15 protein-coding genes and 1 pseudogene are annotated in these 19,444 nt (G+C 45.9%); 14 read left to right on the forward strand and 2 right to left on the reverse strand.

Annotated features, from left to right (window positions below; all coding sequences use genetic code 11):
• The 3 genes from ACE1CD_RS32385 to ACE1CD_RS32395 all read left to right on the forward strand — a co-directional run bounded on the left by ACE1CD_RS32385 (position 1) and on the right by ACE1CD_RS32395 (position 2,070).
• On the forward strand, positions 1-348 hold the full coding sequence (locus ACE1CD_RS32385; RefSeq protein WP_374827377.1) for a zinc ribbon domain-containing protein: 348 nt from the start codon (positions 1-3) through the stop codon (positions 346-348).
• Positions 349-472: 124 nt separating this feature from the next.
• Positions 473-610, forward strand: coding sequence for a hypothetical protein (locus ACE1CD_RS32390; RefSeq protein WP_374827378.1), 138 nt, complete (start codon positions 473-475; stop codon positions 608-610).
• 14 nt (positions 611-624) lie between these two features.
• Positions 625-2,070, forward strand: coding sequence for a calcium-binding protein (locus ACE1CD_RS32395; RefSeq protein ID WP_374827379.1), 1,446 nt, complete (start codon positions 625-627; stop codon positions 2,068-2,070).
• A gap of 234 nt (positions 2,071-2,304) precedes the next feature.
• Here ACE1CD_RS32395 and ACE1CD_RS32400 read toward each other — a convergent pair whose 3' ends face one another.
• Together ACE1CD_RS32400 and ACE1CD_RS32405 are read right to left on the reverse strand one after the other, a co-directional pair.
• A complete protein-coding gene (locus tag ACE1CD_RS32400; protein ID WP_374827387.1) occupies positions 2,305-4,185 on the reverse strand; it encodes a methyltransferase domain-containing protein in 1,881 nt (626 codons plus the stop codon).
• 15 nt (positions 4,186-4,200) lie between these two features.
• Positions 4,201-5,019: pseudogene (locus tag ACE1CD_RS32405) on the reverse strand (calcium-binding protein); the annotation flags it as partial.
• A 139-nt stretch (positions 5,020-5,158) separates the two neighbouring features.
• On the opposite strand from ACE1CD_RS32405, the gene ACE1CD_RS32410 reads away from it, so the two are divergent.
• From ACE1CD_RS32410 to ACE1CD_RS32460, 11 genes are all read left to right on the forward strand, one after another.
• Entirely contained in the window at positions 5,159-5,740 is a 582-nt protein-coding gene (locus ACE1CD_RS32410; RefSeq protein ID WP_374792483.1) for a class I SAM-dependent methyltransferase, read from the forward strand.
• A 10-nt stretch (positions 5,741-5,750) separates the two neighbouring features.
• The gene (locus ACE1CD_RS32415; protein ID WP_374792517.1) at positions 5,751-6,509 is read left to right on the forward strand and encodes a peptidylprolyl isomerase; all 759 of its coding nucleotides are present in this window, start codon (positions 5,751-5,753) and stop codon (positions 6,507-6,509) included.
• A 241-nt stretch (positions 6,510-6,750) separates the two neighbouring features.
• The gene (locus ACE1CD_RS32420) at positions 6,751-9,768 is read left to right on the forward strand and encodes a peptidase domain-containing ABC transporter (protein ID WP_374827381.1); all 3,018 of its coding nucleotides are present in this window, start codon (positions 6,751-6,753) and stop codon (positions 9,766-9,768) included.
• 92 nt (positions 9,769-9,860) lie between these two features.
• A complete protein-coding gene (locus tag ACE1CD_RS32425; RefSeq protein WP_374827382.1) occupies positions 9,861-11,876 on the forward strand; it encodes an HlyD family efflux transporter periplasmic adaptor subunit in 2,016 nt (671 codons plus the stop codon).
• A gap of 319 nt (positions 11,877-12,195) precedes the next feature.
• On the forward strand, positions 12,196-13,953 hold the full coding sequence (locus ACE1CD_RS32430; protein WP_374827383.1) for a hypothetical protein: 1,758 nt from the start codon (positions 12,196-12,198) through the stop codon (positions 13,951-13,953).
• A complete protein-coding gene (gene rfbC / locus ACE1CD_RS32435) occupies positions 13,950-14,495 on the forward strand; it encodes a dTDP-4-dehydrorhamnose 3,5-epimerase (protein ID WP_374792491.1) in 546 nt (181 codons plus the stop codon). The genes ACE1CD_RS32430 and rfbC overlap by 4 nt, the downstream gene beginning before the upstream one ends.
• Complete coding sequence (gene rfbD / locus ACE1CD_RS32440) at positions 14,492-15,400, forward strand: dTDP-4-dehydrorhamnose reductase (RefSeq protein WP_374827384.1); 909 nt, start codon at positions 14,492-14,494, stop codon at positions 15,398-15,400. The genes rfbC and rfbD overlap by 4 nt, the downstream gene beginning before the upstream one ends.
• Positions 15,372-16,448, forward strand: a complete 1,077-nt coding sequence (locus tag ACE1CD_RS32445; RefSeq protein WP_374792495.1) for a glucose-1-phosphate thymidylyltransferase — start codon at positions 15,372-15,374, stop codon at positions 16,446-16,448. Before rfbD ends, ACE1CD_RS32445 begins: the two co-directional genes overlap by 29 nt.
• Complete coding sequence (locus ACE1CD_RS32450; protein ID WP_374827385.1) at positions 16,445-17,293, forward strand: glycosyltransferase; 849 nt, start codon at positions 16,445-16,447, stop codon at positions 17,291-17,293. The genes ACE1CD_RS32445 and ACE1CD_RS32450 overlap by 4 nt, the downstream gene beginning before the upstream one ends.
• 29 nt (positions 17,294-17,322) lie before the next feature.
• The gene (locus ACE1CD_RS32455; RefSeq protein ID WP_374827386.1) at positions 17,323-18,360 is read left to right on the forward strand and encodes a glycosyltransferase family 4 protein; all 1,038 of its coding nucleotides are present in this window, start codon (positions 17,323-17,325) and stop codon (positions 18,358-18,360) included.
• 217 nt (positions 18,361-18,577) lie between these two features.
• Positions 18,578-19,075 (forward strand): hypothetical protein, encoded by a 498-nt coding sequence (locus ACE1CD_RS32460; RefSeq protein WP_374792501.1) that lies wholly within the window; start codon positions 18,578-18,580, stop codon positions 19,073-19,075.
• The last annotated feature ends 369 nt before the right edge of the window (positions 19,076-19,444 follow it).

Here is a 19,444-nt window from a genome sequence, read left to right on the forward strand (position 1 = left end):
ATGAAGAAATTTGGCTATCAATGGGTGTGCTGGAAAAAGCAAGTTTACTTTGCCAAGGTAGATGCCGATTATACATCTCAACAATGCCCTCGTTGTGGAACGCATACAGGCAAGAAGGACTTATCGGTAAGGGTTCATCATTGCCTTGAGTGCGAGTATACGACTCACAGAGATGTTGCTGCTGCACAGGTTGTCATGATTCGAGGTATAGGTGCTGCTGGGCAAGCAGTGCCAGAAATTGCCTGGGGAGACGTACTGCCGGGGGTCATCGATCTAGGTAAGTGTCCGGGAACCAGGAAGCCTAAGAAGCAATTTGCAGGGTACCCTACCCTCAACGAAGTAGGGTAGGGAGAATGTCAATATAGCTGAGATTGCAAATAATTTGCATAGGAGGGGAACTATAAGATAACTGGAATAGTCTGTTGCCAAAAAAGCCCTTAATTGGTGCGATATTGGGTAATTGGAGAATTCTATGATGCAAGTTATACTACTGAAGGCAAGCGCAGGAGAACGAGCCGGAGAATCTGGCTGTGAAACTCAAAGAGCGCGAGCAACAGTCGCGAATCCGTCGGATATCTTTGTTAATATCCAGTACACGACTAAGGAATGAGGAGTGAACGATAAATGCCTGAAATAACACTAACTTCGGGAAACGATACTTTTACTGGTGGTGCCGCTGGGGACACCATACTCGGACTAGCAGGAAACGACACCCTTACAGCTACTGCTGGCGGTGTCGTACTTGCAGGTAACGCAGGGGACGATTACCTCCAAGCTTTCGTGGCCGGCAATACCCTTTTCGGCGGTCAGGGTAATGACACGCTCAAAAGTGGTTCCAATAGCGTCTTATACGGAGATAAGGGCAGGGACAGCCTGGTAGCTATTTTTGGCGATACCTTGTACGGCGGTGACGATAACGACACCCTGGTAGGAGCCGCAGCATCTATCCTCTACGGTAACGCTGGTAGTGACAGCCTGCTCGGTGCTGCAACTGCAACCCTTTATGGCGGTCAGGGTGGAGATATCCTCAGAGGCAATGGCTCCGGCTGGTTGTATGGCGAGGCAGACAACGATACCCTCGAAGGTAAAGCTGGGGATACCTTGCTAGGCGGTGATGGTAATGACAGCCTCCTTGCCAGTGGTAGTGCTGTTATGTTTGGCAATGCAGGCAACGATATGCTGACCATTGCTGGTGCTGTCTCTGGTGCCACACTTTTCGGCGGCCAAGGTAATGACACCCTTATGGGTGGTGATACAAACAGCGGCGGTGCTGGCGGCAACCTCTTGAAGGGTGATAAGGGCAATGACTACTTAGTAGCAGGTCGCACAGGCACGAAAGTGGATACTCTGTACGGCGGTGAGGACAGCGACACCCTTATAGGTACCGATCAGTCAGAATTACTGGTAGGTGGTACTACTACCACAGGTGCTGACACTGCCGATGGCGCTGACTACATCGTTGCCAAAGCTGGCGCTGATACCATATACGGTGGAGATGGTGCTGATACCGTGGACGGCGGAAGTGGTGCGGACAGCATTTTGGGCGGTGCTGGCGATGATATCCTCTTTGCTGGTGTTGGTAGTGACTCTGACACCTTAATCGGTGGCGACGGTAGCGATACCTTGATTGGTTGGGGTGGTAATGACATCCTAATTGGTGGCGATGGTGCAGATTACTTCGTGTTTACTGGCGGTACATTCGCAACGACCGCACTATCACCAGAAACGGGAGCCATCGGCACCTTGAGCGATCTGGGGCTGGATAGTATCATAGGCTTCCAGGTAGGAGTAGATAAGATTGTTCTGGATGGTAATGGTACTGCACCTGGCTTTACAGGAAGCAATCCACCTAACGGTCTATTTGCTGTCTTGAGCGTCACCAATCCGCCATCACTTTCATTTGTGACCGGAACCTTATCAGCTGATACAGCTCAAGGTTTGATTGTTTACAACAAGGACACTGGTGCCTTGTTCTATAACCCAGATGGTGCTGGCACATCGGGCGCTACTCAGTTCCTGACTTTAGATTCAGGCTTACCTCTCTCACCGTTAGACTTCATCATCGTCTAGAATGCAGGTCTTTTATTTGCATTGAGAGGGTTAAGAAACTGGGTTTCTCGGATTGCTTAACCGCAAGTAATAACAGGACTAGAAAAGTATCTAGTCCTGTTTTTTTTACCGCAGATTTAGGCAGATAAACGCAGATAAACGCAGATAAGAAAGTGATTTTTTACCGATGCTACCGGACACGATATGACGCCCTAAAAAGTCGGTGGCTGGGTTTTTATGGTTTCGTTCGTCTTGTTAATCAAACAATTCCGGCACTCTATTTCGCAACTCCTCATTCAAACGAGGTAATTCATCGCGCATTTGCAAATACCAATCGCGACGTTGGCGGTAATGTTGAGATAGCAAACGATTCTCTCTCACCCATTCGTAAGCATTAGCTGCTAATTTATGCCGCCACGATGTATCTGCAATTAACTGGCGCAACTTGGCTTCAAATTCTTCTACCGATCGATAAATCAACCCGGTTTCTCCTTCTACAATCGAGACTTCATACACGGTGGGACTTGCCAGCACCGCTACCCCATGACCGGCACATTCAATAAATTTGAGATCCGATTTCATGCTGTTAAACCGAGTCGGATTTAAAGGCAACAAACCGATATCGCAAGAATGTAAAATTTCCTGATATCGTTCGTAAGGACAAAACGGTTCCAACTCTTTATCGGCAATCGCCAAAGCATCAAAAAATTTGCGATCGTATATCACCTTTACGCGAACTCGATCGGCATAATCTGTCAGTACTTTATTCAAAACAGGCATGATGGGTGCCCAATCTTCTTCGCGATTCAGCGCTCCAAAAAAGATGGTTACCGCATCATCCGATTTATACTGCCTTGGCTCTGGTAAATAAGCGAGTTGATTGCTAAAAACGCCAACATTCGGATTAATTTGGCGCAAAAATTCGGCGAGAGGTTCCGTAGAAGTTTGCACGCAATGTACAGCCCGGTAACTGAAAAATTGATTCTCTCCGTGAGCCGGCCAGCGCATCGGGTCGTCGTCAATTTCAGCGACAATTAAATAATCGCGACGCAACAATTCTTTGAGTTTGGGAAGATCGTTTGCAGCTTGCAAATGGCCTCGCTGCCAGATGAACACCTTTTGCTCTCCCGGCTGTCCCACACCCAAATCGGCTGTTTTGACGGAAGAAATCGCCCGCACACCCGGAATGGTGTTACTGAAGCGATCGGGCTCCAATACCCGCACGCGATCGCACGCTAAAGGAGCCATCATCATCGTTTGGATCAGCAACCGCTGAGGCGCTACAGGTGACTTAGTAGCTCGCACAACGTATTGCAGCGCCCCTGTCTGGACAGCAAATTTCATCGGATCGACGCCTAGCGGCTTCAGCAAGGGCTGGATTTGCTCCTGGAACCTTTGAAACTCCTCCCCTTTGTTTCCTCGCGTCTGAATCTCGTAAACTTGCAACCCCGCTTCGGTAAACATCTGCCTGATGCTATCGAGAGTAAAAAAGCGCAGATGAGTGCGATCGAGCAAACCTTCCTCTTCATACTCCCACTTGCCCCGCAACAGCTTCACAATCAGACTCCAGTGCTGCACGTTGGGGATACAAGCCAAAATTAGACCATCTTCCTTCAGCCACGCAACAGTACGTTTGACTACCGCCCAAGGATCGATCGTATGCTCCAGCACATCTCCAAAAACGAGACAATCAACCGTACCCTCAGCTATTTCCAGTTCTAAATTTGGATCTTCTACATTTCCCACTACCACGCGGTCTAGCCTGGTCGCAGCCACCTGCGCCGCCTGCTCGTTGAGTTCCAAACCGATATATTCGCAGTGAGGATTAATCCGCTTGTACTCTTTGTCCAAGGCTCCCGCCCCACAGCCAATCTCTACAACTACCTTCGCATCTCCCGGCAGCAGTCTGAGCAAATCCGGGTTAATGCGATCGTAATATTCCGGTAAAGATGGGGAATTGAGAATAGGGGATTGGGGATTGGGAATTGGGAATTGACGATTGGAAATTGAAGATGGGGTATTGGGAATTGACAATTCTCCACTCCCCCCTTCTTCTCCCCTCCCCGTCCTACGGGGAGGGGCAGGGGGTGGGGTAGCTCCCTCTTTCCCCTGCTTGACACCACACATTTTCAACATCCTCTGACTCCAAACCGAGCCAAAATGCTCGATTTCCAGAAAATTGGCATTTTGGGGAGTTGGTTTGTAAACCCGAAAAGCTCGCATGATGCCAAGGGTAGCAGCACTTTCCAAGGGGCTCACAAAACTGGTATCCCTGTCTAGAAAATAGGGCTGTTTTGTCCAATGGTTAATTTGAGAGACATTCAAGAAATAGCAGCCAGCGTGGGGATTGGTGGCGCGACTGAAAGTTACCTGAGTGCCCATAATATAACCTGCCAGTTCCGGTTGCTGTTGCAGATTCTGAAATTTAGCTGTTAGCTGGGGTGCCAAGTTGCCGTCTATGTAAGTTTTTTGGTTGCCCTCAAAAGAAGAGATTTCATAACGATTTGGTTGTAGCAAGTACATATCTCCAGCTTGCTTGCTAAACCACTGAAGTTTGACAAAAAACCAAGGGTCGTGCAGGATCAGGTCGTCTTCCATGTAGCAGAAGTATTCATAGCTACCAATGCAGTCTCTCAGTAGTGCCTGACACTCAAAGCCCAACAGCTGGGGCTCGGAGTTGGTGCGGTAATGTTTGTAGAAATGTGACGGTAGCGGAACTCGATCGAGAAGGTGACTATCCTTAGTAGTACATATAACTATATCTATGCTGTGAGCTTGCGACTGATTCGCAGGCAAGGCAGCACCCCTGGCAATGTCTATGCTGTTCTGGGATTTGCCAAATACCTGATGCAAACTTGTAATACAAGCAGTGAGAGCCTCGATGCGCGGCTGTGGATCTTTACCTTGGGAACCGTGCTTGCCTCGATCGCTAGGGTTGAAGTAGTGAGGAATAGAGAACAAAATCCGCATGAGCTTGTTTGTAAGAGTGCCTTTGCTTTCACCTCTACAAGTTGAGTGCCAACTTGTGGGATCGAGACTTTTTCAAGTGTTATATTAAGCGGTTGATGACGATTTTTGCTTTCTTTTTGTTAAATTAGCAACCTGAGCGATGAATCAGTACAATTTTACGGGAGTTGAAGAATGGAACCGAATTGAGGGATGGTTTGATTTGTCCTTCGCGATCGCCATCCCAAAATTTATCAAACAATTACCCTCCGGAGCCAACTCAGTCGAGCTAGGATCGTATAAGGGGCGCAGCAGTGTAGCGATCGCATCTGTGTTACCGTCAAACGGTGTCCTATATTGCGTCGATCGTTTTCAAGGCTCTGAAGAACAGAAAAAATCTCATATAGACACCAGTAACTTACTGGAGGCTTTTACCAACAATATTGAATGCTTTGGAGTTAAAGATAAAATTTATACTTTGCAAATGAGTACTACGGAAGCGTCAAAAAAATTTGAGCCGGAATCGATCGACCCGATCCGACACGACGCTGCCCACGATGGCGATGCGGTCAAAGCAGATTTGCTAAATTGGTATCCCAAGCTAAAACAGGGTGGATATCTTTTTTGTGATGATTACGCGCCCAATTGGGCGGGGGTAATGCGGGCGATCGAAACAGTCGGTTTAGAGGGTAAGGTAGTAGCAGCATCTTTGTGGATGCACAACAAGCCTGTGGGGAGTGTCTGAGTTGCAAGCAATGACGGGATTGTTTCGAGCTGGCAACAGAGTAATCGCAGCGGCGGAAATGCTGGTACTGCTCAACAAGTATCAGTTGATGCCGCAGTTTTTGCGCGGGTTGATAGTTGACCGAGAGCTCGCCGAAATCGAGCTCAGTGAGGAAGAAAGTCAAGCAGCGATCGCACAAGCGCAAGCGCAGTATCAGGTTTCCACACCAGAAGCGCTGGAAGCTTGGCTTTCCGCGCAGGGATTAAGCGTAGAAGAGTTTGAGGAAATCGTGGTGCGCCCCTTGCGGGTGGAAAAATTTAAGCAGGCAACTTGGGGCGGCAAAGTCGAGTCTTATTTCCTGACCCGCAAAACATTTTTAGATCAAGTCATCTACTCACTTATCCGTACCAAAGACCTGGGATTAGCCCAAGAAATCTACTTTCGTATCCAGGAAGGCGAACAAAGCTTTGCTGAGTTAGCCAAACAATATTCTCAGGGGCCAGAAGCCAATACGGGGGGAGTATTGGGGCCGGTACCGATCCGGCAACCCCACCCCACAATCGGTCAGCTGCTCACCGTCAGCCAACCAGGTCAACTCTGGCCACCGCGAGCCCTAGCGGAGTGGTTTATAATTATTCGCTTAGAAAAGTTTATTCCGGCTCAGCTAGATGAGCCCATGCGACGTCGCCTGATTGAGGAAATGTTTGAGACTTGGCTCGCCGAGCAGATCAAACAAATGGGGCCACTGAGTTTGGCGGAGCAAACTCAGGAATCAGGGGCGATTACCTAGTGGAAGTGCGAGCGATCGAACGCATAAGCAGGCAGCACAGACTCCAAAAATAAAATAAATGGACTGCCAGCAACAAAAAATTTGCAAAAAAACTGCCCGGATCGCAAACTTAGGCAGAAAAATGAAGGAAAAAGAATGAAGAAAAGATATATAACGAAAGGCAGCTACGCTGAAAGTTAAATTTGAGAGTTTATAGTTCCCATTTAATGTGAAATCTGACATCTAATTATTGTGGTGGTGTATGACCCAAGCAATTTCTCGATCGCAAATTCAAACCTTTCTAGCGGAAATAGAGCCATTTAAGCAGCTAAGCCCAAAAGCGCTTCAGTCTCTTGCCGCTGCTTGCCAATTACTGCGCTATCGCATCGGGCAAACAATCTTGCAAAGAGAAATAATGCCCACGCAGGTAGCGATCGTCTACATAGGACAAGTACGCCTGTTAGGGTACGATCAGCGCACGCAAAGCCCGACGAGCTTGCACGTAGCAGGGCCGGGAGAAGTGCTGGGTTGGGTGGGATTGGTGCGAGGCGTCGCCTGCGAAACGGCGATCGCATCCAACGAAGTAGTTTGTATTACCATCCCAGCATCAGTATTTTTATCATTCCTCGAAACTGAACCGGTACTGGCACAAGCATTTAAAGAAAGTCCCAGCCGCATAGAACTGTTTGAACTCCTGAGTTTGGAGTTACAGCGTCGAGCATTGGGAAATATCAACCTCAAAGACTTGACCTTCCAAGTGTGGCAAGACACCGAAGTGCTAAACTTACCAAACGGTCAAGTCACCCTTCCCGAACTAGACCAAGAGCGAGTTTGGTTGGTCAGCAGCGGTTTCGTCGGCGCATTCTCCACCGGGAGCCGATTTCCAGCCAACGAATCCGGGCCTTGGGTTCCCGTCAAGGGGAAACAAGGAGCCCGCTTGTTAGGAGTGCGATTGCCCGTTCAGCCATCGCCAGTTATAGATGTGTCGCCACCCGTAGAGCAGAACGACAGAGATGCGCCAAGCGATCGCACTGAGACTGGATATGCTGAAGATCCCGATAACTCCGACATTCCCTACGCACCAGATCTGCAACCAGAGCCGCAGGAAGCCATAGCTACCCACCAGAAATTCCCCTTCTATCGCGGTCGCGGCAGAATTGATGCCCCGTTAGCTTGCTTCAAAATGTTGGCCAAACATATGGGCCTCTCCTTCCGCAAGGATGTGATTCGCAAAATATTAGATAACCAGATCAAAACCAGAGGAAATATCACACTCCTCACCTGCGGTGGAGTAACCGAAATGATGGGTATGAAAGCCCAACTGGTGCAAGTACACGCTCAAGCACTAACGAGATTAAAAGCACCGGCAATGGTGGAATGGCAAGATAGCTTCGCCATTATTTACAGCATCAGCGCCAAAGAACTGGTAATAGCAACCCCAGAAGAGGGAATTCGCCGCCGACATCCACGAGAGTTTGTCGAAACTTGGGGTAATGAGGGGCAAGTGCTGCTCCTAGAAAAGCGTTCCGAAGAACAGCAAGAAAAATTCAGCCTGCGCTGGTTTTTGCCAGCCATCTCCAAATATCGCAAAACCTTAATTGAAGTCTTTATCGCCTCGTTTTTGGTGCAGCTGTTTGCCTTGGCGAATCCTCTGGCAACTCAGGTGATTATCGACCAAGTAATTAAGGATCGCAGTGCCACCATTCTACATAGTGTCGGTTTGATTTTGCTTGTGGTAGCAGTGTTTGAAGCGCTGCTGACTTACGTGCGAACCACTCTATTCGTTGACACCACCAACCGAATTGACGTGAGTCTGGGTGCGGAGGTAATCGACCATTTGGTCAGACTGCCTTTGAATTATTTTGACAATCGTCGGGTAGGGGAACTGGCAGGTCGGGTGAACGAACTGGAAAACATTCGCCAGTTTCTGACCGGAACTGCGCTTACAGTTGTCCTCGATGCGTTTTTCTCGGTATTTTATATCGCGTTCATGATGGTCTACAGCGTGCCGCTGACCTTCGTGGCTTTGTCAACTATACCGTTATTTGCCCTGCTGACTTTCGTTGTCGCGCCGATCGTACAGCGGCAGTTACGCACCAAAGCAGAACGCCATGCGGACTCGCAATCGTATTTAGTCGAAGTACTTTCCGGTATTCAGACGGTCAAAGCGCAAAACATCGAGCTGAAATCTCGCTGGCAATGGCAAGAAAAATATGCCCGCTATATTAAAGCAGGGTTTAAAACCGTGCTGACATTTAGTACCGCCAGCGCCCTCAGCGGCTTCTTTAATAAACTGTCCAGTTTGCTGCTTTTGTGGGTAGGAGCTTATATGGTAATAGCCACCCCACCGCAACTAACCTTGGGTCAGCTGATCGCCTTCCGGATTATCGCAGGTTACGTCACCAGCCCCTTGCTGCGCTTGGTGCAGCTGTGGCAAAACTTTCAAGAAACGGCTTTGTCGATCGAACGTCTCAGCGATGTTCTAGATGCCAAACCAGAAGCAGACGAAAACAATCGCCACAATATCGCTATGCCGCCCATTGAAGGGGCAGTCAGGTTTGAAAATGTGTCGTTCCGGTTCAATACCAGCGGCCCATTGCAACTGGTGAACGTGAGTGTAGAATTCCCCGCCGGTACGTTTGTGGGCATTGTCGGTCAAAGCGGTTCCGGTAAGAGTACCCTAATGAAATTGCTACAGCGGCTATACGAGCCCGTAGCCGGTCGGATTCAAGTAGATGACTATGATATTGCTAAAGTCGAGCTTTACTCCCTGCGCCGTCAGATTGGGATGGTGCTGCAAGACACGCTGCTGTTTAACGGCACAATTCGGGAAAATATCGCTCTGACTAATCCGGAAGCTAGCGATGAGGAAATTATCGAAGCCGCTAAGGTCGCAGTAGCTCACGACTTTATTATGGGTTTATCTAACGGCTACAACACGATAGTGGGAGAGCGGGGATCGGGATTATCGGGGGGACAAAGACAGCGGATTGCGATCGCTCGTAGTGTCCTGCAAAACCCCAAAATGCTGATTTTGGACGAAGCCACCAGCGCCCTAGATTACCATTCAGAACGTCAAGTCTGCGAGAACCTAGCCGTTGCGTTTCAGGGTCGCACCGTCTTTTTCATCACCCACCGACTCAGCACCGTCAAAAGTGCAGATGTCATACTGATGATGGATCAAGGTTGTGTAGTGGAGCAGGGTACTCACAAAGAATTGATGGGGCTGAAAGGACGTTACTATTGCCTCTACCAGCAACAAGAATCGGAAATGTCTTAATAATTTCAGATTGCAGATTGAAGATTTCAAATTTAATTCAATCTGCAATTTGCCATCTTAAATCGACAATTAGCAATTAGTTATTAAAGATTATGACCAACAAACAAATCGTCGATAGTCATTCACATAACAACGGGAACGGCAAAAATAACAGCGCCACTCAAGTAAAAGACTTCAATACCGTTTTGGTTCCTCCCGAATCGGTTTCTCCCGCTACGCCACCGCTTGCTTTTGAACCCGATAACCAACCCATCCTCCTAGAAAGACCTTCTTGGTGGTCGCACGCCTTTGTTTGGTTAATTGTTTCCGTAACCGGTACGGCTCTGCTTTGGGCAGCCTTTGCCCCTCTGGAGCAATCGGTACCGGCGGCGGGGAAGTTGGAAGCCGAAGGAGCCGCCAAAGAATTAAAAGCGCCTAACGGCGGTGTGGTACGGGAAATTTTAGTCAAAGATGGCGACCGGGTAACAAAAGGTCAATTGTTGGTGACACTCGACCCGACCGCACCCCAAGCAGACTTGGACTCCCTCCTCAAACAGCGCGAGACTCTGCTGCGGGAAAATCAGTTTTACAACGCTCAATTCACTGGCGCAAGCACCGTAGGCAGTCCGGAATTTCAAGCTTTAACCCAGTCTAGGGCTGCCCTACTGGCGGAAAATCAATATTTAAAAGCACAGTTGAATGGCGCAAAAGTATCGGGCGGGCAAGGCGATTTTTTCGCTAACCAAGAAGGGCTTTTAGCCGCTAGCCGCGCTGAATTGCGGTCTCGCGTAGAAGCGGCGCGATTGCAAGTTCAAGAGTTGCAAACCCAATTAGCTGAAGTACAGGTGCAATTAGCCGCTACCGAGGCGCAATTGCCAACGGCTAATCAGCAATTGACAGCGGCCAAAGATCGATTGACAATGGCTGGGGTGCAGCTGGAAACGGCTAAGGCGCAAGTACCGAGAGCGAAGGCGCAGTTAGAAATGGCAAAAGCCCAAGTCAGCAGTACTCAAGCTCGGTTACAAACGGCAAGGGCGCAAATACCAAACGCTTCTGCGCGAGTAGCAACGGCAGCAGCGCTGCTGAATACGGATAAAGACTTGCTCAACAGGATAAAACCGGTCGCCGAACAAGGTGCGCTGGCAGAGCTGCAATTAAAACGGCAGGAGCAACAGGTGTTGCAACGTCAAAATGAGTTGGCACAAAGCGAATCGGAAAGGTTGACGCGCCAAAGTGAGTTGGCAGCTACGGAAACGGAAATCTTGACCAGGCAAAATGAGATAACGGCAAGGGAAGCTGATGTTTTGTCTCGGTATCAGGAAATTGCTGCCATGCAAGCGGAAATTTCTAACCGTCAAGGTGAAGTTGCTGCTCGTGAAGGGGAACTTGTGAGAACTCAAGGTGAAGTGGAACGTTTGAAGGGAGAGAGACAACGCATCACGGTATCGATCGATCGAGCTAAGCAACAGTTGAAAAATACGATCGATTTATCTGCAAAAGATATTTTCACTAAAATTGCCGATAACCACAAGCGAGTTGCAGATATTGATAGCCAACTGGGTAGGTTGAGGTTGGATAACAAGAAAAGATTGGACGATATCGAAAGCCAAATCCAAAAGGCAAAACAAGCTGTGCAATACCAGGAGTTGCGATCGCCTGTTGATGGTATTGTCTTCGCTCTCAAACCAAATTCATCTGGATATGTTGTGAGAGCCATAGACTCAGAACCGGTGCTGAAGGTTGTACCTACCAATAAATTGGTGGCTAAGGTATACCTGACAAACCGCGATATCGGTCAGATTGTGGATAGATTGAATAAGGAAAAAGAGTTGAAAGTGGAAGTCAATGTTGAATCTTTCCCATCCACAGAATACGGTACTATCACTGGAAAACTGACTTCAGTTAGTTCTGATGTTTTGCCTCCGGATCAACAGGAACAACGTCCTTATTACGCTTTCCCTGCCACAATAGAATTGGAAACTCAGACGTTGAAAATAGGCAACAGGGAAATTAAGCTCCAGCCCGGTATGGCAGTCAATGCCAGTATCAAGGTGCGTAAGCGCACGGTGCTGAGTATCTTTACAGAGTTGTTCCAAAAACAAGTAGATAGCCTGGAAACTGTCAGGTAAATTTTGGCGGATAGTTTGACAAAATCACCTAAGATTACAGCCGTAGGGTGCGTCAGAAAGATAAAATTAGTGATTTGTCTAACAATTGGCCATTCTGACGCACCCGACAGCTTGCGTTATTAATGCAACTTGCTAGTTATTTAGTTGCGGCTAGTATTAGGTACGTTGTGGCGATGCCGCGCTCTTATACCCCACTCGGATAAGAGCGCGGCATCGCAATCACATAGCCAGAGTAAAAGTAAGTAGCAACTTGTATTAGTGCAGTCGTCGCAACCATTAACATAAAATAGAAAATTGTGGATTTTTTTGAGAACAGGCAATGAAAAAAAATTATAAATATCTGCAAATATTGCTTTTAATTGTATCTTTTTTGCCTGCGATTTTTCTAGGAAAATTGATTATAAAATATGGTGTAAATGTGCCCTTTTTCGATCAATGGGGGGTGGCCAGATATATTAATAAATACTTTACTTCCGGTCTCACTTTCACAGACTTGCTAGCTCAGCATAATGAAACTCGCCCGTTTTTTCCCAGGATTGTTTTTATCAGTCTAGCATCTTTGACTCACTGGGATGTGAGATATGAGATGTTAGTGATATTTTTAATGGCTTGCTTTATATCCTTCAATCTCTATCGTTTGAATAGATTAACAATAGGAGGAATGCTATTTAAAGTAATTCTGATATGTTTGCTATTTAACTTGTTAATTTTTTCCCCTGTCCAGTATGAAAATTGGCTTTGGGGATTCCAAATAGTTATCTTTATTCCTATGCTTTGTATCACAAGCTGTATTTTAATAGCTTACTCTCAACTTAGCTCTAAAGGAAAATTTTTAACTTGTATGTCTTTGGCTACGATAAGTACTTTTTCGCTTGCGAATGGACTGCTTTGTTGGCTAGTTGTTTTCCCGGTTCTTGCTTTAAATACCTGGAAAGATTTAAGCAAGGAGAAATGGTTAGTTACAGGATGGATAGCTGGTTTTACGTTGAATGCAGCGCTGTATTTTTATGGTTATCAAAAACCGCCGCATCATCCAGGTATTTGGGATGGCGCAGTTCATTTACAAGCAGCGATCGATTACTTTTTCGGTTTCTGCGGTTCCGGGTTTGCTTTTGGTAATTTCAATCTAGCTAAAAATGTTGGTATGGTGTTATTTAGCATTTTTATTGCTGTATGTATTTACTTAATTAAATACAGAAAAAACTTCATTTTATGGCACCGCACAATAGGGTGGCTAATGATTGCGACATACTCAATCAGTAGTGGATTGATAACTACATTAGGAAGGGTGGGATTCGGTGTCGAGCAATCTATGGCTCCCAGATACACAACATTTTCATTGTATCTACCTATCTCTCTAGTTGCTTTGGTAGCAATTATTATTGATGATGCTGCCAGAAAAAGTCGGTTTTCAAATTTAAAATTATTGGTTTATTTAATCAGTCTAATTGCAATTATTTATTTACTTTTTTTGGAGTTAATTTCGGTCAATATGGCAGTTAAAGAAATGAATAATTGGAGGGTAGAGCGTTTACAAGGTAAAAGCTGTTTGTTATTTATAAATATTGTTAAAGAAGAAGAGTGCTTGGCGACAAGAGTAAACCCCAAGATTGCGAGAGTGAAGTTTTTGGCAAATCGGCTTAACAGCTTAGGGTATTTGCAGCCAGGTTTGATAAAAAGTAGCCGAATTCAAAATATTGAAGGTAGTAAAGTAAATACTGCTGATGGATACGGCTATGGGTGGTTTGATGGGGTTAGCAAAGTAAGTAATGATGAATATGTTACATCTGGATGGGCAAGATTGCCAGACAGAGAAGAACCAGCCGATGCAGTTATACTGACTTACGAAAAGGCAAACAATCATGATACCGCGTTTGCCTTGATTTATACAAGAATTAAAAGAGAGGATGTTGCCAAAGTTACGCCAAAAGACGCCTACTCTATGTCTGGGTGGCAAAAATCTTTTTCTGCAAGTAAACTGCCAAAGGGTCAGGTTAAAATAAATGCTTGGGCATTTGACGCCAATACAGGCAAGGCTTTTAAGCTAAACGGTACTCAAATAGTGCAAAATCTATGAAAGTTGTCAATACTGATATTCCCGATGTTTTGTCGATCGAACCGCAAGTTTTTGGAGATGCGCGGGGCTTTTTCTTTGAAAGCTACAATCAGAAGGTATTTGCCGAAAAAGTTGGTATGACAACGCATTTTGTGCAAGACAATCACTCGCGTTCTGGCCAAAATGTTCTGCGTGGGTTACACTATCAGATTCAGCAACCGCAAGGGAAATTAGTGCGGGTAGCTGTGGGCGAGATATTTGATGTGGCGGTGGATATCAGAAAAAGTTCGCCGACTTTTGGACAATGGGTAGGTTATATGTTGAGTGCTGAAAACAAACGCCAGTTGTGGATTCCAGCCGGTTTTGCCCACGGTTTTGTAGTGGTTTCGGAAGTGGCTGAGGTGTTGTATAAAACTACTGAGTACTATGCGCCGCAACACGAAAGGTGTATTCTGTGGAATGACCCGGATTTGGCGATCGCATGGCCTGTAGAAGCAACTCCAATATTATCCGCTAAAGATCGAGCCGGTCAACCATTTAAAACAGCAGAAGTATTTTCATGAGGCGAATTTTAGTAACAGGTATTGCGGGACAGTTGGGACAAGAATTGCAACAGACGCTTGCGCCTGTTGGTGATGTCATCGGTGTGGGACGCGAGAGGATGGATTTAACTCAGCCAGATGCGATTCGTCAGACAATCAATGAAGTTAAACCAGATGTAGTTGTGAATGCAGCTGCATTCACGGCGGTGGATAAAGCGGAAAGCGAACTGGAGTTGGCAGAGGCTATTAATGCGATCGCTCCCGGTATCATAGCTCAAGAATGCCAAAAATTGCACATTCCCCTGATTCACGTTTCCACCGATTACGTTTTTAATGGTAGCCAAAGCCAACCTTACCGCGAAACCGACCCCACCAATCCGATCAATGCTTACGGAAAAACTAAACTTGAAGGCGAAATCGCTATTCAGCAAAACTGCCAAAACCATATTATCCTGAGAACCGCTTGGGTTTATGGCGTTGGTGGCAAAGTTAACTTCGTTAAAACTATGCTGAGATTGGGGGGCGAACGGGAAGAAATTCGTGTAGTTGCCGACCAAATTGGTAGCCCTACTTGTACAGCTGATTTGGCTGGTGCAATTACCCAATTGATTCCCAAATTTACACCAGAAATTGCCGGAATTTACAACTACACAAATAGCGGTGTTGCCAGTTGGTATGACTTTGCTGTTGCTATCTTTGAAGAAGCAAAACAGTTAGGCTGGAATTTGAAAATTCAGCGCGTAATTCCAATTACAACACCAGAATATCCTACCCCGGCGCGTCGCCCCGCCTATTCGGTTCTCTCCTGTGGAAAAATATCAGCAGTTCTGGGAACTTATCCCCCCCATTGGCGACAGGGATTGAGAAATATGTTAGCCGAACTTTATACCCAAACTTATGAAAGCACTAATTCTATCCGGCGGTAAAGGAACTCGTCTGCGACCTCTCACTTACACGGGTGCGAAACAACTCGTTCCGGTCGCCAATAAACCAATCCTTTGGTACGGAATTGAAGGAATTGTCGCTGCTGGCGTTACCGATATCGGTATTATTATCAGTCCGGAAACTGGGGAGGAAGTGAAAGCCAAAACGGGAAATGGGGAACTTTTCGGCGCGAAAATTACTTATATCCTTCAGGAACAACCCGCAGGTTTAGCCCACGCAGTTAAAGTCGCCCAGCCATTTTTAGGTGACTCGCCCTTCATTATGTATTTGGGCGATAATTTAATTCAAAGCGATTTAAATCTATTTTTGGAAAGGTTTAAATCGCAACAAACGGATGCTTTGATTCTGCTGCGACAAGTTTCTAATCCATCAGCTTTTGGTGTTGCAGAAATTGATGCGAATGGACGAGTTTTGCATTTGGTGGAAAAACCGAAAGTTCCGCCTTCTAATTTTGCGCTGGTGGGAATTTACTTTTTTGCTAAGACGATTCACGATGCGATCGCGTCTATCCAACCTTCTGCCCGTGGCGAATTGGAAATCACCGATGCCATTCAATGTTTGATCGATCGACAGAAAAAAGTAGAAGCTTGCCAGTTAGAAGGTTGGTGGTTAGATACAGGTAAAAAAGACGATTTGCTAGAAGCAAATCGGATTATTCTCGATACTACCTGTCTGACAAAATCTATTGAAGGTGAAGTAGATACCCAAAGTCAGGTAATTGGGCGGGTGCAAATTGGGCAAGGAACTAAACTCGTTAATTGTACTATTCGGGGCCCAGTAAAAATTGGCAGCGATTGCTATTTGGAAGACTGTTTTATTGGCCCTTACAGTAGTATTGGCGATCGAGTCACTTTGATAGATGTTGAGGTTGACCATAGCGTGATTTTACAGGGTGCTAAAGTGGTAGGTATTCATCAACGCATTGTGGATAGCGTCATTGGACAACGCGCCCAATTAATTGTTTCCCCACAACGTCCCAAAGCTTTGCGGTTTATGATTGGCGATGACAGTCAAATAGAACTAACGTGATTTACTTCTTGACGGTTAATTATTATTCCAGGGATTTCATCGCTAAATTAGTTGACTCGATGCAAGCAAGTAAAGGAGTTGACTACAAGACGATCGCGATCGATAATTCACCAGATGATGACTCTCTGCACGATTTGGCAGATGATAATATCCTTATCCTTGACGCTGGAACTAATCTGGGTTTCGGTAAAGCCTGCAATTTAGGATTAAATTGGATTTATACTCAAGATTCCCAGGCGATTGTTTGGATTATAAATCCCGATACACAGCTACTTCCAGGCGCTTTAGAGAAAGTGCCAGCTTTTTTTGCAGCACATCCACAACTTTCAATTGTGGGTACGATCGTCTACACGCCAACTGGTGAAGTTTGGTTTGCTGGCGGCGAATTTATTGAAAAAAATGGGGCAATTATTTGCAAAACTACTTTAAATGATCACACAACTTTGGACTATTTAGAAACTGATTGGGTTAGCGGTTGCAGTTTATTACTAAATTTACAACATTTTCAGACTTGCCCTCAGTTCGATCCCGATTACTTCCTTTATTACGAAGATTTTGATTTTTGCAGACGCTATGCCAAAGCGGGACATTTAATTGCGATCGCACCTCAAATTGCCGTAGTTCACCAACCTTCGTCAATCACTGGCAAAAATATTTTAGCCAAATTCAAGCACAGTACATACAGCTATTTATTAACTGTCGGACGTTATAGCAAAAAAACAGTTTTAATCCTGAGATTGACTCGGCTTGTTTTCCATGCCATCATCTTAATGCCAGTCAAACCGCAAATTGGTTTTGGTAAGCTTCACGGGGTATGGCTTTATTTGAGGAGAGTGTTTCGTTGAATCGATTGTTGTTAAACTTGTCCTTTTTAATGACTAAACCAACGGGTATTAGTACTTATGCTTTTAATTTGTTTCCTCATCTAAAGTTACTAAACCCAACTTTATTAGTATCTCGCAATATAGACAACTTTGATTGCTACCCAGTCCCGCCAAACTTAACACCGGAACAAGGGACAAAAGGTAACTTGTCGCGGATTCTGTGGACGCAGTTACAGCTACCGAAAATTTACCGAAAACTGAAAGCAAATCTGTTATTTTCCCCACTTGCAGAAGCGCCAGTATTTTCAGGTTGCCGATATGTTGTGACGGTTCATGACTTGATTCCCCTGCGTTTTCCGAGGCGATTTTCACCTTTAACTAACTACAGCCGATATTTGCTTCCTCTGGTTTTGTCAGAAGCGCAGCATATTATTTGCGACTCGGAATCAACTGCGAAGGATGTGATGAAATTTTTCAATATTTCGGAACGGAAAGTTACACCTGTTCTCTTAGCCTATGATGCCGATCGCTTCCGATTTTTAAATTTACCAAGTCGCAATTATTTTCTGTATATCGGCAGACACGATCCGTACAAAAATATACTACTTCTGATCGAAGCTTTTGCGACTTTACCCAACAGCGACGATCGGGAATTGTGGATAGCTGGATCGTTTGACAAACGCTTCACTCCAACTTTAAAAGCAGCTGCGGAACAGTTGGGAATATGCGATCGCATCAAATTTTTGGAATACGTTCCCTATGCGGAATTGCCGACAATAATCAATCAGGCGATCGCACTCGTTTTTCCCAGCCTTTGGGAGGGATTCGGACTTCCCGTTTTGGAAGCGATGGCTTGCGGTACTCCCGTCATTACCTCCAATCTTTCCTCAATACCTGAAGTTGCTGGCGATGCGGCTATTTTAATCGATCCCTACAACGTGGGAGAAATTGCAGAAGCGATGCAGGCGGTGGCGGATGATGCGGAGTTGCGATCGCGCCTCCGTCAAGCTGGACTTGTCAGATCCCAACAATTCAGTTGGGCCAAAACAGGACAGGCTACCGCCGCCATACTACAACAATATCTCTAAAAAAGCGATTTTTAAACATTATATAAAATAGCTATTTGTTAGTTTATTAACTTATTTTTTTAGACTCTATAACCGCAGATTTTAGATAGTCTCTATCTACCAAAAGATACAGCAAAGCATCTTTTTAAATTATCACTTGCGGGGGAAGCTTATCTTAGCAATTTAATCATAACTTTAAAAAAGATTAGTAAAGTCCGATTACAAGGAAACAAGAATTATGAATAAGCAACCTGATGAAAACCGCGACCCGATTTCCGGTGAAACAGGCGCACATCCAGTAGAGACAGGTATTGGTGCTGGTGCGGCTGGCGTTATTGGTACAGCCGTCGGCGTTGCGGTGGGTGGCCCAGTCGGAGGCGCAATTGGCGCAGCAGTTGGCGCGGTAGTAGGCGGTTTGACCGGCAAAGCAGTTGGCGAAGCAATTGACCCCACAGTAGAAGATGCTTACTGGCGCGATAACTACACCTCCCGGTCTTACGTAGAACCCGATTACAGTTACGATGACTACGCACCCGCCTATCGCACCGGCTATGAAGGTTACGGTCGCTACTACGGTAGAAGTTACGATGAAGTCGAACCAAATTTGCGACGCGACTACGAAACAAACCGTCGCAATCCAAACTTAACTTGGGAAAAAGCTAAACGGGCAACTCGCGACGCATGGGACAAAGTTGAACGCGCTATTCCCGGCGACATCGACAAAGACGGAAAGTAACACGCAATCCGGTTGTATACCATCTTTTGAATTTTTGAAACATTAAACATTTCCAAAAATTCTTGTGGGGTAGGCATCCTGCCTGCCGAGAGAGATTCTTTGCTGAAGATGTCTATTGTAGAGACGTTTCATGAAACGTCTCTACAGTCGTTCAATAGACTTCTCCAAAAATTCTTGTGGGGTAGGCATCCTGCCTGCCTTTCAGATTGTTTTCTGGAGATGTCTAATAACTGGAGTTTAGACTAACCGCGCCCTAAAGCGCGGTTAGTCTAAACTCCTATAAATAAAAGTAAAAAGATAAAAAACAGTCGTACAAGTGTACTAATGACACAGGTACGACTGTTTGGTAGAAGCTTAAAGTTGTACCAC

The organism is Aerosakkonema sp. BLCC-F183, from assembly GCF_041929145.1.
GTDB lineage: Bacteria > Cyanobacteriota > Cyanobacteriia > Cyanobacteriales > Aerosakkonemataceae > Aerosakkonema.

Excerpts from the sequence above, each read along its gene's own strand:
- ACE1CD_RS32385 (WP_374827377.1), top strand. The coding sequence starts at position 1 with ATGAAGAAATTTGGCTATCAATGGGTGTGCTGGAAAAAGCAAGTTTAC.
- ACE1CD_RS32460 (WP_374792501.1), top strand. The coding sequence starts at position 18,578 with ATGAATAAGCAACCTGATGAAAACCGCGACCCGATTTCCGGTGAAACA.
- ACE1CD_RS32455 (WP_374827386.1), top strand. The coding sequence starts at position 17,323 with ATGACTAAACCAACGGGTATTAGTACTTATGCTTTTAATTTGTTTCCT.
- rfbD (WP_374827384.1), top strand. The coding sequence starts at position 14,492 with ATGAGGCGAATTTTAGTAACAGGTATTGCGGGACAGTTGGGACAAGAA.
- ACE1CD_RS32410 (WP_374792483.1), top strand. The coding sequence starts at position 5,159 with ATGAATCAGTACAATTTTACGGGAGTTGAAGAATGGAACCGAATTGAG.
- rfbC (WP_374792491.1), top strand. The coding sequence starts at position 13,950 with ATGAAAGTTGTCAATACTGATATTCCCGATGTTTTGTCGATCGAACCG.
- ACE1CD_RS32430 (WP_374827383.1), top strand. The coding sequence starts at position 12,196 with ATGAAAAAAAATTATAAATATCTGCAAATATTGCTTTTAATTGTATCT.
- ACE1CD_RS32420 (WP_374827381.1), top strand. The coding sequence starts at position 6,751 with ATGACCCAAGCAATTTCTCGATCGCAAATTCAAACCTTTCTAGCGGAA.
- ACE1CD_RS32395 (WP_374827379.1), top strand. The coding sequence starts at position 625 with ATGCCTGAAATAACACTAACTTCGGGAAACGATACTTTTACTGGTGGT.
- ACE1CD_RS32415 (WP_374792517.1), top strand. The coding sequence starts at position 5,751 with ATGACGGGATTGTTTCGAGCTGGCAACAGAGTAATCGCAGCGGCGGAA.
- ACE1CD_RS32390 (WP_374827378.1), top strand. The coding sequence starts at position 473 with ATGATGCAAGTTATACTACTGAAGGCAAGCGCAGGAGAACGAGCCGGA.
- ACE1CD_RS32425 (WP_374827382.1), top strand. The coding sequence starts at position 9,861 with ATGACCAACAAACAAATCGTCGATAGTCATTCACATAACAACGGGAAC.
- ACE1CD_RS32445 (WP_374792495.1), top strand. The coding sequence starts at position 15,372 with ATGAAAGCACTAATTCTATCCGGCGGTAAAGGAACTCGTCTGCGACCT.
- ACE1CD_RS32400 (WP_374827387.1), bottom strand. The coding sequence starts at position 4,185 with ATGTTGAAAATGTGTGGTGTCAAGCAGGGGAAAGAGGGAGCTACCCCA.